Source organism: Kitasatospora sp. NE20-6, assembly GCF_045862635.1.
This window is the reverse complement of record NZ_BPRL01000020.1, coordinates 126,716-138,621: the sequence shown is the minus strand read 5'-3', so window position 1 is coordinate 138,621 and position 11,906 is coordinate 126,716. Positions and strand designations below refer to the sequence as shown.

11 protein-coding genes are annotated in these 11,906 nt (G+C 75.9%); 2 read left to right on the top strand and 9 right to left on the bottom strand.

Annotated elements, in window-relative coordinates:
- Positions 1–158: 158 nt before the first annotated feature.
- The 3 genes from SNE206_RS17795 to SNE206_RS17785 all read right to left on the bottom strand — a co-directional run bounded on the left by SNE206_RS17795 (position 159) and on the right by SNE206_RS17785 (position 3,431).
- Positions 159–392, bottom strand: a complete 234-nt coding sequence (locus SNE206_RS17795) for a helix-turn-helix domain-containing protein (RefSeq protein WP_407914362.1) — start codon at positions 390–392, stop codon at positions 159–161.
- Between the two features lie 320 nt (positions 393–712).
- The gene (gene abc-f / locus SNE206_RS17790; RefSeq protein WP_407914361.1) at positions 713–2,311 is read right to left on the bottom strand and encodes a ribosomal protection-like ABC-F family protein; all 1,599 of its coding nucleotides are present in this window, start codon (positions 2,309–2,311) and stop codon (positions 713–715) included.
- A gap of 199 nt (positions 2,312–2,510) precedes the next feature.
- Complete coding sequence (locus SNE206_RS17785) at positions 2,511–3,431, bottom strand: hypothetical protein (protein WP_407914360.1); 921 nt, start codon at positions 3,429–3,431, stop codon at positions 2,511–2,513.
- A gap of 315 nt (positions 3,432–3,746) precedes the next feature.
- Here SNE206_RS17785 and SNE206_RS17780 point away from each other — a divergent pair, with 315 nt between their 5' ends.
- On the top strand, positions 3,747–4,004 hold the full coding sequence (locus SNE206_RS17780; RefSeq protein WP_407914359.1) for a neutral zinc metallopeptidase: 258 nt from the start codon (positions 3,747–3,749) through the stop codon (positions 4,002–4,004).
- A gap of 68 nt (positions 4,005–4,072) precedes the next feature.
- Positions 4,073–5,164: a glycoside hydrolase family 26 protein gene (locus tag SNE206_RS17775; protein ID WP_407914358.1), complete on the top strand. Its 1,092-nt coding sequence runs from the start codon at positions 4,073–4,075 to the stop codon at positions 5,162–5,164.
- On the opposite strand, the gene SNE206_RS17770 is transcribed toward SNE206_RS17775, so the two are convergent.
- The 6 genes from SNE206_RS17770 to SNE206_RS17745 are packed head-to-tail and all read right to left on the bottom strand — an operon-like array spanning position 5,141 to position 11,906.
- Positions 5,141–6,295, bottom strand: coding sequence for a GNAT family N-acetyltransferase (locus SNE206_RS17770; RefSeq protein ID WP_407914357.1), 1,155 nt, complete (start codon positions 6,293–6,295; stop codon positions 5,141–5,143). The genes SNE206_RS17775 and SNE206_RS17770 overlap by 24 nt on opposite strands.
- A complete protein-coding gene (locus tag SNE206_RS17765; protein WP_407914356.1) occupies positions 6,292–6,927 on the bottom strand; it encodes a lipopolysaccharide biosynthesis protein in 636 nt (211 codons plus the stop codon). The genes SNE206_RS17770 and SNE206_RS17765 overlap by 4 nt, the downstream gene beginning before the upstream one ends.
- Positions 6,928–6,960: 33 nt before the next feature.
- Positions 6,961–8,103 (bottom strand): glycosyltransferase, encoded by a 1,143-nt coding sequence (locus SNE206_RS17760; protein WP_407914355.1) that lies wholly within the window; start codon positions 8,101–8,103, stop codon positions 6,961–6,963.
- Positions 8,100–8,897, bottom strand: coding sequence for a polysaccharide deacetylase family protein (locus tag SNE206_RS17755; RefSeq protein ID WP_407914354.1), 798 nt, complete (start codon positions 8,895–8,897; stop codon positions 8,100–8,102). Before SNE206_RS17755 ends, SNE206_RS17760 begins: the two co-directional genes overlap by 4 nt.
- The gene (locus SNE206_RS17750) at positions 8,887–10,596 is read right to left on the bottom strand and encodes a lipid II flippase MurJ (protein WP_407914353.1); all 1,710 of its coding nucleotides are present in this window, start codon (positions 10,594–10,596) and stop codon (positions 8,887–8,889) included. The genes SNE206_RS17755 and SNE206_RS17750 overlap by 11 nt, the downstream gene beginning before the upstream one ends.
- Entirely contained in the window at positions 10,593–11,906 is a 1,314-nt protein-coding gene (locus tag SNE206_RS17745) for an O-antigen ligase family protein (protein ID WP_407914352.1), read from the bottom strand. Before SNE206_RS17745 ends, SNE206_RS17750 begins: the two co-directional genes overlap by 4 nt.

Sequence of the window (11,906 nt, the reverse complement as noted above, 5' to 3'; positions counted from 1 at the left end):
CGAACGGCGGCCCGGGAATCCCGGCCGCCGTACCGTCCTTCGCTGTCGGCCGCGTCACGCACCGCGCGGTCCGGCGCAGCTGTTCCGCCCCGGACCGCCGCGCACCCGCCGCTCCGGGACTGCCCGCCCGGCGCGGAGCCGAATTGTCTGATGAACCGTCAGGAACTCGCTGCAGCAGTCGCCTTGTTCTTGCCGCGCGTCGCACCGCCACGGCCCCGGAGGATCACTCCGGACTCGCTGAGCATGCGGTGCACGAAGCCGTAGGAACGACCGGTCTCCTCCGCCAGCGCGCGAATGCTCGCCCCGGAGTCGTATTTCCTCTTGAGATCGGCCGCGAGCTTCTCACGCGCGGCACCTGTTACCCGGCTGCCCTTTTTCAGAGTCTCGGCCACCCGTGCCTCCTCGTAGCTGTGCTCGGTCAGATTCCCATGATCACCCATAGCCAGTCTCCTGGCCACCCATTCGACAAGGTCGATACCGGGAAAGCGCAGTCTGCCGGTGGTGTCCCGACGGCACAAGGGCGCTCACCCTCGGTGCACGCGCCCCCGGGGCCGGCCGCCGCGCCGGGTGAATGGGCTGATCAGAACGGACGGCCCCACCGCGTACAGGCGGTGGGGCCGTCGTCAACAGAACCAGGGGGACCGGAATTCCCGGACACGCCCGCGGACCGGTCTTTCTACGACAGAGAGCTGACCCGGTGTCTACTCGCCGGTCAGGCCAGCGAGACGAGGTCGACGTAGGCCGGGCTCCAGAGGTCCTCGACGCCGTCCGGCAGCAGGATGATCCGCTCCGGCTGGAGCGCGTCGACCGCTCCCTCGTCGTGGGTGACGAGCACGACCGCGCCGCTGAAGGAGCGCAGCGCCCCGAGGATCTCCTCGCGGCTGGCCGGGTCGAGGTTGTTGGTGGGCTCGTCGAGCAGCAGCACGTTGGCGCTGGACACGACCAGGGTGGCCAGGGCCAGACGGGTCTTCTCGCCGCCGGAGAGCACACCGGCCGGCTTGTCGACGTCGTCGCCGGAGAAGAGGAACGATCCGAGGATCTTGCGGATCTGCACCAGGTCGGTGTCCGGCGCGGAGGACCGCATGTTCTCCAGCACCGTGCGCTCAGGGTCGAGCGTCTCGTGCTCCTGCGCGTAGTAGCCGACCTTCAGGCCGTGGCCGGGGATGACCTCACCGGTGTCCGGCTTCTCCACGCCCGCCAGCATCCGCAGCAGGGTGGTCTTGCCGGCGCCGTTGAGGCCCAGCACGACCACCTTCGAGCCGCGGTCGATCGCCAGGTCGACGTCGGTGAAGATCTCCAGCGAGCCGTACGACTTGGAGAGGCCGGCCGCGGTCATCGGCGTCTTGCCGCAGGGGGCCGGGTCGGGGAAGCGCAGCTTGGCGACCTTGTCGGAGACCCGGGCCTGCTCCAGGCCGGAGAGCAGCTTCTCGGCGCGGCGCGCCATGTTCTGCGCGGCGACCGTCTTCGTCGCCTTGGCGCGCATCTTGTCGGCCTGCGCGTTGAGGGTCGCGGCCTTCTTCTCCGCGTTGGCGCGCTCGCGCTTGCGGCGCTTCTCGTCGTCCTCGCGCTGCTGCTGGTACTGCCGCCAGCCCATGTTGTAGACGTCGATCGCGGCGCGGTTGGCGTCCAGGTAGAACACCTTGTTGACGACCGTGTCGACGAGCTCGACATCGTGGGAGATCACGATGAAGCCGCCCTTGTACGTCTTGAGGAAGTCGCGCAGCCAGGCGATCGAGTCGGCGTCGAGGTGGTTGGTCGGCTCGTCGAGCAGCAGGATGTCGGCGTCGGAGAAGAGGATCCGGGCGAGCTCGACCCGGCGGCGCTGACCGCCCGAGAGGGTGTGCAGCTGCTGCCCGAGGATGCGGTCGGGCAGGCCGAGCGCGGCCGCGATGGTGGCGGCCTCGGCCTCGGCGGCGTACCCGCCCTTGGTGAGGAACTCGGTCTCCAGACTCGAGTACTTCTTCATCGCCTTCTCGCGGGTGGCGCCCTTGCCGGTGGCCATCCGCTCCTCGTTCTCGCGCATCTTCCTGAGCACGGTGTCGAGGCCGCGGGCGGAGAGGATGCGGTCGCGGGCCAGCACGTCGAGGTCGCCGGTGCGCGGGTCCTGCGGCAGGTAGCCGACCTCGCCCGACCTCGTCACGGTGCCGCCGGCGGGCAGTCCCTCGCCGGCCAGCACCTTGGTGAGGGTGGTCTTGCCGGCGCCGTTGCGCCCGACCAGGCCGATGCGGTCGCCGGGGGCGACACGGAAGGAGGCGGATTCGATCAGGACGCGGGCGCCGGCGCGCAGCTCCAGGGCGTTCGCGGAAATCACGGCTGGGTCTCTCCAGGGACGGGGGCGGGGCACGGCGGCCGGGCATGGTGCAGGCGGGGGCGGGGATGCAGGCGTGAAGCCGGGGCGGCGGAGCTTCGCGAGTCCGCCGGCCGGCGCCTACTGCCCGGGGAACACAGCCATACGGCCCAGTCTACCGGGCGCCCGGAGGTTGCCTCCGGGCGTGCGCCGCCGGCCGCGCTCAGACCGGCGGACAGCCCTCCACCGGGGGGACCGCGGCGAACGGCAGCTGTGCGGCGGAGCACAGCGTCTCGGGCGCACCGCGGCGGGTGTCGTACACCCGGCTGCGGAGGACCGGGCCGTCCTCCACGACGACCCGGTGACCGTCGAGCCGGCGCAGGACGGCCTGCGGGCCGGCGTTCATCTGCCAGCCGCGGCCGGACAGCCGGAAGCCGTTGACGCCGCCGGGCAGCAGCTTGGCCGTGGTGCCCGCGGACGGGCAGGCCCGCGGCACCAGCACCGCGTCGTCGGTGTGCACCGCGCGCAGCGGGTCGTACGAGCAGCCCTGCGGCGGGCGGGAGTTGAAGCGGAGGTCGCCGTCGCGGTCGCGGAAGCCCATGGTGAGGGACGGGGTGACCACGGCCACCCACGGCTCGTCCTCCACCGCGGTCTGCAGGGCGGCGGCGGCCCGCTGCGCGGCGGCGGCCCGCTCCTGCTCCTCGGTGCGCTCGTCCGCCCCGGGCTCGCCCTCGGCGCGCAGCCAGTCGGCCAGGCCCGGCACGGCCCGGTGCCAGCGCACCTGGTGGTCGCTCGGGCGGACGGAGGTGACCAGGCCGTCGTCCCAGACGACCACGGCGTTCTCCCCCGCCATCGCCAGGTGCAGCGCGGTGGCGCCCTCCCGGCGGTACGACCAGGCGTGACCGCCGGTGACCCGGTCGTACGCCTCCAGGCCGGGACCGACCTTCAGGTCCAGCGAGCCGGTGGTGAGTGCCTGGGCGCCGACGGGGCCGGCGACGGCCGCGCCGGGCTCCGCGACGACCCGGTCCCCGAAGGGCACCGGGCGGTTCGCGTGCGCGGCGGCACCGGCTCCGAGCACCAGCAGCACGGCCAGCGCGGGGAGCACGGAGCGGCGGGTCAGGCTTCGCAGCGGCTTCCAGGACACGGGCGGAGCGTACCCGCCGTACGCGTGTACGTCAGCCGGAATACGGGCCACCCGGGGACGTGCGCTTCGTCACGCCGCCGCCGGGCACGGGTCCGCCGACCTGCGGTGTCAGGAGGCCGGGAACGGGGCACGCGGCCACGGTGGCCGGGCAGCGGCCGGGACGGACTGTTACAGAGGTGGTACAGGATGCAGTTCGACGATCAGGGCGGCCTCGACACCTCGCAGGCCGACGACCGGTGGGGCCTCTCCGGCGGCAAGGTCGCCCTCGGCGGCGGCGGGCGGGGCTGATCGTGCTGCTGCCGGCCGTCTTCCCCGGTGTCGGCCCGAGCACGCTCGGCCTCTCCGGCGGCACCTCGGCGAGCGCCGGGCCGAGCACCGCGGCGCAGGTGCAGCAGCCGTGCCGGACGGATCGACCCGGAGCGCCGGACCCACGGCTCCGCGGAGCAGCGCAAGGCGTGGTTCACCGCGGGCCACCGCGGCGGCGACCCGGACCGGTGCGACACCTTCGCGCAGGGCCGACCGCCGCACCGCCCGGCGGCCGCCCGTACGAACTGCCACGTTCGGGTGATATGAGGTGTTTCTGACGGCCTGTGGGCTTTACTGGCGGAGCGAACGCCCCACCGTCCACCCCTGGAGTGCCCATGCGACTCGGCCGTCTCGCGCTGGCCGCCGGCGCGCTGCTGCTGCTGGTGACCACCGCGAGCGTGCCCGACGGCACACCGCTCGGCCAGACCGAGCGGCACGACCCGTTCTCCTCCGACGCCGCACGCGGGGTCCGGCCGCGCGGCGCCGCACCGGACCCGGCGGTCGTGCGGCCGCCGCACGAGGTGCCGTTCGGGGCGTTCGTCGGCTCCTGGGACGACTACATCCCGCAGATCGCGAAGTTCTCCGCCTGGCTGGGCGGGGCCCGGGTGCAGGTCGGACACACCTACCTGGCCGGCAACGGCTGGGCCGACGTCGAGGGCGAGAACCAGGTGCTCGGCCTGTGGTCGCAGTGGAAGCTCAGCCGGCCCGACCGCGGCCTGGTGCTCGGCGTGCCGATGCTGGTGCCCAACGAGGGCAACCTCTCCGACGGCGCGGTGGTGAAGCTGCTCGCCCGCGGCAACCGGGGCGAGTTCGACCGGCACTTCCTCAAACTCGCCCGCAAGCTCGTCGCGTTCGGCGGCGGCGACACCGTGGTCACCCTCGGCTGGGAGATGAACGGCACCACCTACACCTCCCGCTGCCGGCCCGACCCGGCCGCCTGGAAGGCGTACTGGCGGCGGATCGTCACCGTCATGCGCTCGGTTCCCGGACAGCGCTTCCGCTTCGACTTCACCCCCACCCGCGGCCTCGACGCCATCCCGTGGACCCGCTGCTACCCGGGCGACGACGTGGTCGACATCGTCGGCATGGACGCCTACGACATGCCCGCCGGCGCGACCTTCGACGACATGGTCGCGGAGCCCTACGGCCTGCAGGACCAGGTGGAGTTCGCGGCGAAGCGCGGCAAGCCGGTCTCCTACCCGGAGTGGGGGCTGTTCCGCAACGGCGACAACCCGGAGTACGTGCGGCGCATGACCGAGTGGATGCGCACCCACGACACCGCCTACCAGACCGTCACCGACTACTGCCCGCACGGCTTCTGGGGCTGCACCCGCAACCCCCGCTCCACCACCGTGTACAAGCAGCTGATGACGGGCTCCGCCGGCGCGCCCGGCGGGCTCGGCTCAGGACAGCCGGCGCGCCGTTAGCGCCGCCTTCAGCCGCGGCAGCCGGACGGTCAGCACGCCCACCACCGCCTGCCGGGCCCGCACCCGCAGCGCCCGTACGGCCGCGGCCGGTGCCGGGCCGGGCGGCGCCGCCACCAGCCGCTCGTTGCGGAACGCGTCCGGACGCCAGCGCTGCTTGTACGGCTCCTGGCCGCGCAGCAGGCCGAGCAGCGGGATGCCCGCCGCACGGACCTCGTCCAGGGCGGCGCCGAAGAGCAGGCCCGCGATGTCCAGGCGGTCCCGCAGCTTCGGGTGCGCGCCGTAGAGGTAGAGGCCGCCGAAGGACGGGCAGAGCACCACGATGTTGACCGCGACGAACTCGCCGTCCAGCCGGAAGCGGTGCACCGCGGCACGGCCGCACGCCACCATGGCGGTCGTCGACTCGGTGAGGTGCGCCGCGAAGCGGGCCGTGCGGTGCTCGGGGGTGACCCCGCGCTCCTGCCACTGCAGCACGTGCAGCCTCAGCAGCTCCGCGACCGCCTCCGGCACCTCCTCCGGCGGCGCGGCGTCGACCACGACGCCCGACGCGGCGATCCGGCGCAGCTTGACCCGGCTGCGCTGCGCGGTCTTGCCGGGCAGCCTGCGCAGCAGCTCGTCCATCGACAGGGCGGGCAGCGTCTGGCAGAACGAGTCCGGGTAGCGCCGGACGGTGCCGCGGTGGCAGGCCAGCACCCGGTGGACCGCCGCCTCCGGGGGCACCTCGCGCAGCTCCAGGCTGTGCCAGGGGCGGCCCAGCGGCAGGGCGGCGGCAAGCTCGGCGGCGGCCTCGTCCGCGCAGTCGTCGTCGAGCAGCACGTCGGTGAAGTCGGCGAGGGCGCCGCCCAGGTTGGTGAGACCGCCGAACGGGCCGCGGCGGCGCAGCGCGGCCGCGGCCACCGCCCGGCCGTCACGGCGCACCAGGACGAGCACCAGCGTGCCCGGGCGGCCGTACTGCCGCCACCAGGAACGCAGCCAACTGCCGTGCTGGAACGGCGTGGTGGTGCGGCAGCGGGCGGCGAGGGCGTCCCACTCCCCGGCGAACCGGTCGAGCGCGTCGTCGGTGCGGTGCACCTCGGCCGTCCACACCGGGCGTGCCGTCGCCCGCACCGCTGCCGGGGTGTCGGTGGTGCTCATCGGACGGCCCCGGCCGGTTGCTGCACCCGCGGCTGCGCCGGTACGGGCGGCGCCCCCGCGTCGGCCTCCGGCTCCGCGCCGGGCCGGCGCCGGGCCATCACCGCCAGCGCCCCCACGAGGACGCCTGCCGCGGCGCCGACCGCGGTGTCCAGCGCCGCGGACGGCGACGACGGGGCGTCCGGCGAGGCCGCCCGGGCCAGCGGGACGAGCTTCACGCCGGTGTCGGAGGCGCTGGTGCCGGCGAACGCGATCAGCGAGGCGGCGACCGCGTCGGCGGCCTTCACCGCGTCGGCCGCGGCGGGGCCGGTGCCGGTGATCTCGATCACCGGGGCGTCCGGCGAGGTGGTGCCGCGCACCGCGGACTCCAGGGCGGAGACCGTGCGGCCGGTCTTCGCCGCCGCGGCGGCGAGCACCTGCGGCTGCCCGGCGAGCCGCCCGTACGCCTGGGCGAAGTTGACCGCGGCGCCGCCCTCCCCCGGGCTCTGGGCGACCACCACCACGTAGGAGTTGGCGGTGTAGACGACGGGTGCGACGGCGGCGTACCCGGCGCCCGCCGCCGCGCCCAGCGGCACGGCGAGGGCCAGCGGCCACCAGCGGCGCAGGGCGGGGGCGGATCGGCGCGGATCGGACATCGGTGACTCCTTGGCTCGTTCGGGGGTGGCGGGTCAGGCCCGGCGGGCGGGCGGCCGGAGCCCGGCCGGGGCGGGGCCGAGCCGGTCGTAGAGCTCCGCGAGCCCGGCGGCGATCCGCGTGATGTCGTAGTGGCCCACGGCGGGCGGCGGCGGCAGCCGGACGGGCCCGGCGGCCCGCACCTCGCGCAGCGAGGCGGTGTAGGCCGCCGCGGTGCAGGGCAGGGCGACGGCGCCGGGCGCCGCGTCGGGGCCGAGGCCCTCCAGTGCCGGACAGGACGTGTAGCGGACCGGCAGCCCGGCCGCGAGCGCCTCCAGCACGGTCAGCCCGAAGGTCTCCCCGATCGACGGGGCGGCCAGCACGTCCATGGCGGCGAGGAGTTCGGGGACGTCGTCGCGTTCGCCGGTGAGCAGCAGGCGGCCGGTGACGCCCCGCCGGGCGGCGAGCGCCTCCAGCGCCCGGCGCTCGGGGCCGGCGCCCACCAGCAGCAGCCGGGTGTCGCGGGCGCCCGGCCCGGCGGCGAGCCCGGCGAGGGCCTCCACCAGGACGTCGAACCGCTTGCCGGGCACCAGCCGGCCCACCGCCCCGACCACGAACGCGTCGGCGGGCAGGCCCAGGGCGGCCCGGGCGGTCGCGCGGGCCGACGCCGGGAGGACGTACCGGGCAGGCTCGATGCCGTTGGGCAGCAGGTGCACCCGGTGCGGCGGCACGCCCCAGTCGTGCAGGGCTGCGGCCACCTGCCCGGACACCGCGACGGTCGTGCTGCCGAGCCGCTCCGCGGCCAGGTACAGCGCGCGGACCCCGCGCCCGGTGGGGCGGCCCTCGATGAACCCGGGGTGCAGCGAGTGCTCGGTGGCGAGCACCGTGCGGACCCCGGCCAGCCGCGCCGCGAGGCGGCCGTACAGCCCGGCGCGGTAGAGGTGGGTGTGCACCGCGTCGTAGCGGCGGGACCGGACGAGCCGGGCGAGCCGGGGCAGCACCGCGAGGTCGCGGTTGCCCCGCATCCCGAGGTCGTGCACGGCGAAGCCGTCGGCGCGCAGCGCGTCGGCGACGGTGCCGGGGTTGGTGAGGACGGCCACCTCGCAGGCGTGGCGGTCCGGCAGGTGGCGCAGCAGCAGGTGGAGCTGGCGCTCCGCGCCGCCCGCGGCGAGCCCGGTGACGACGTGCAGGACCTTCACCGCACGGCCTCCCGCTCGGCCGCCTGCGGGCCGAGGACCCGCCGGCCGGTGACGGCGTCCCGCCAGTGGTGCCGGCCCTGCTTGGCGAGCAGCCGCAGACCGCCGTCCCGGTCGCCGACGTAGCAGCGCGGCAGCGCGAACCGGCCGGTGAGCTCGCTGTGGCCGATCGCGCAGGCGTACTGGTACCCGGCCTCGCGGACGGCCTCGGCGGCGGCGCGGTCGACGGCACCGTACGGGTAGCAGAAGCCGGTGACCGGACCGCCGACCAGGTGCTCCAGCGCCCGCCGGCTGCCCTGCGCCTGCTCGGCGAGCTCTGCGGCGGAGAGGCCGGGGAGCGCCGTGTGCGACAGCCCGTGGGAGCCGATCTCCCAGCCGGCGGCGGCGAGTTCGACGACCTCGTCGGCGGTGAGCAGCGGCTTGCGCGGCCCGTCGGGATCCCAGCCGTTGTGCCCGCCGAGCAGGTCGGGCACCACGTACGCGCTCGCGGTGAAGCCGTACCGGCGCAGCACCGGCACGGCGTGCCGGGCGAAGTCGGCGTAGCCGTCGTCGAAGGTGAGGCCGACCAGGCGGGCGGCCCGGCCCGCGGCCCGGGCCCGCAGCAGCTCCCGCACGCCGACGCCGCGCCGGCCGCTCCGGGCCAGCCAGGCCATCTGGGCGGCGAAGCGCTCCGGGCTCACGGTCAGCAGGTACGGGTCGTGTTGCTCGTAGGTGACCGAGTGGTACATCAGGATCCACGGCGCCGTCCTGGCGGCGTCGGCGGGCAGGCCCCGGCGGAGGGCGGGTTCAGCGTCCATGCGGCTTCCTCTCAGCAGCCTGGGTGACCGGGACCGCGGCCCGGAGGAGGGTGCGCACGGGGCCGCGGACCTCGGGGGCGCCGAGAACCGTGCCGAGCCCGGCGAAGACGAGGGCGACGGTCAGGCCGCCCAGCAGGGTGGCGGCCGGCGGCGCCGGCAGCCGGGCGGCGACGAGCGCGCCCGCGGCGGCGGCGCCGCCGGCCGCCGCCAGCAGCCGCGCCTGGCCGGCGAGCACCGGCCGCAGCCGCAGGGCGATGCCGCGCAGCAGCAGCCCCCGCATCAGCAGGACGGCCGTGACGGTGATGCCCGCCGCGTTGCCCGCGGCCAGGCCGGGCGCGCCGAAGCGGGCGGTGGCGGCGAGCCCCACCCCGGCGGTGACGAGCAGGCCCACGGCCATCGCGGCCACCGGGTACCAGTCGAGCAGCCGGCCGCGGGAGCCGGCGGGCGGCACGTCGCCGGCCCGGCGGACCACCGGGCGGACGGAGAAGTACGGCCGCACCACCACGCCGATCATCGCCTGGGCGGGCAGCCCGATGCTGTACACCCGGATGACCTGGGCGGTGGCCGCGGTGTCGTGCGGGCCGAACGCGCCGCGCTGGAAGAGCAGGGCGACCACCGCCGGTGCGCAGGCCAGCAGGAAGGCGGTGCCCAGCAGCACGACGGCGGAGGCCTGGCCGAGGTCCTTCTCGACCCGGTCGCGGGCGGCCCGCAGGTCGCCGGCGGCGAGCGCCCGCGCGACCAGCGGGAAGGTCACCGTGACGATCAGGATGCCCGCGGTCATGGCCAGCTGGGAGACCTTGGCGGCGTAGTTGAGGTGCGAGATCGTGCCCGGCGGCAGGCCCGAGCCGAGGTAGCGCTCGATGAAGACCTGGGCCTGCCGGGTGAGGGTGAACGCGGCGACGGGCAGTATCGCCGACGGGATCAGCACCAGCCCGCCGCCGATCGCCCCGGCCGTCCGCAGGGCCGCCGGGGCGGCCCGCAGCCGCCGTAGCGCGGGCCCCGCGAGCAGGCCCGCCATCAGCAGGCCGCCCAGGGCGACGCCGACCGCGGCCGAGCCGACGCCGAGCCAGGCGTGGCCGCCCAGCAGCACGGCCAGGATGCCGAGGTTGTAGGCGACGTAGATGCCGGCCGGGGCGGTGAACACGTGGTGCGCGCGCAGCATCGAGCAGAGGTAGCCGACGACGCCGAACGGCAGCACGGTGAGCGCGGTGATCCGGGTGAGCCGGACGGCGAGCGCCGGGTCGGCGAGGCCGGGGGCGAGCAGGCCGACCAGCGGGCCCGCGCCGAGTGCCGTGCCGAGGCCGAGCGCGCACAGCCCGAGCAGCAGCCAGGGCAGCGTGGCGCGCACCAGCTCCCGTACCGGGTCGGGGCCGTGGCGGCGCTCCTCGCGGAGCACGAGGGCCAGGCTGAACGCGGGCACCATGAGGAAGGACATCGCGTCCTCGATGAGCAGCGGCGCGGCGGTCTCCGGCACCGTCCAGGCGACGAGGAAGGCGTCGGTGCCCTGGTCGGCGCCGAAGTAGCGGGCCAGCAGCAGGTCGCGGAGCAGGCCGAGGCCCGAACCCGCCGCGCTCAGCACCGCGGTGATGCCGAACGCGCGCGCCAGGAACCCGCCGCGCCGGGGGCCCGCGGCGTGCCGGGGCCCGGGTACGGCTCCGGCCGCCGGACGCCCGGCCAGCCGCGACCGTCCCCCGCTCACCGGGTCTCCCCGTCGTCGGGGCCGGGGAAGGCGGTACGGGCGGCGAGGCCCAGCAGCACCGAGGTCAGCACGGTGGTGGTGCCGCCGATGTCGGCGTAGAGGAAGTCGACGAGCACCCAGACCAGCAGGCCCAGCGCGGCGAGCCCGGCGCCGGCGGCGCGGCGCAGACAGCCTCCCAGCAGGGCGAGGAACAGCCCGGCGTAGGCGACGATCCCGAGCAGGCCCTGCTCGCTGAGCACCAGGAAGTACATGTTGTGCGGGGAGAGCAGGGGTTCGCGCTGGAAGCCGATGGAGGAGTCCTCGGCGTCGCTGCCGGAGGAGAGCCGCAGCGGCGCGTGGCCGTCGCGCAGCTGCTGGAACACCTTCGGGCCGGCGCCGGTCAGCGGGTGGTCCTGCCAGATGCGGGTCGCCGTCGACCACAGGTCGTACCGGTCGGTGACGGACTGGTCGGGGGCCGCCTGCACGGCGCCGATGCTGCCGAGCCGGTCGGTGACGCCGGACGCGCCGAGGCCCAGGCCGCCGACCAGCACGACGGCGGCCGCCGCGGCGAGCACGGCGCCGCGGACGGCCAGCCGGGCGTCGGCGCGCAGCAGCAGGACGGCGGCCGCGCAGCCGCAGGCGATCCAGCTGCCGCGGCTGAAGGACACCGCCAGCGGGAAGGTGAGGAACGCGGCGGCCGCGTACAGGCCGCGGCGCAGCGCCGGGCGGCCGTGCGGGCCGCGTTCGGCGAGGGCGAGGGCCAGGGCGGCGAGCAGGCCGAAGCTGACCACGCTCGACATCGCCATGATGTCGAGCGCACCGAACGTGCCGACCGCGCGGATCGGCCGGCCGGTGTAGGAGGCACCGGTGCCGGTCAGGTACTGGTGGGCGCCGACCGCGCCCTCGACGAGCGCCACGGCGACGAGCGAGCCGAGCACCAGGTGCAGGTCGCGGCGGTCCCGGACGGCGCAGGCGACGGCGGCGGGCACCAGCACGAAGACCTGCACCAGCCGCACGAAGCCGGTGATGCTGGCGGCCGGGTCGACGGAGTGCAGGGTCGCCGCGGCGGCGGCGAGGACGATGCCGGCGAGCAGCAGGCAGACCCGGCGGCCGGGTCCGGCCGTGCGGCCGCGCAGCAGGTCGGCGCCGACCAGTGTGACGAGCAGCATCGACGCGAGGTCGGCCGGGGTGACGTGCACCGCCGCGGCGACGTCCTTCTCGCCGGTGGGCACGCACACCAGCAGCACGGTGGCCGCGGCGGCGTGGCCGGTGCGGAGGCGGAGCCGGCGGAGCACCGGCAGGGGCGCGGCGGCGCGGAGCGGGAGGGCCAC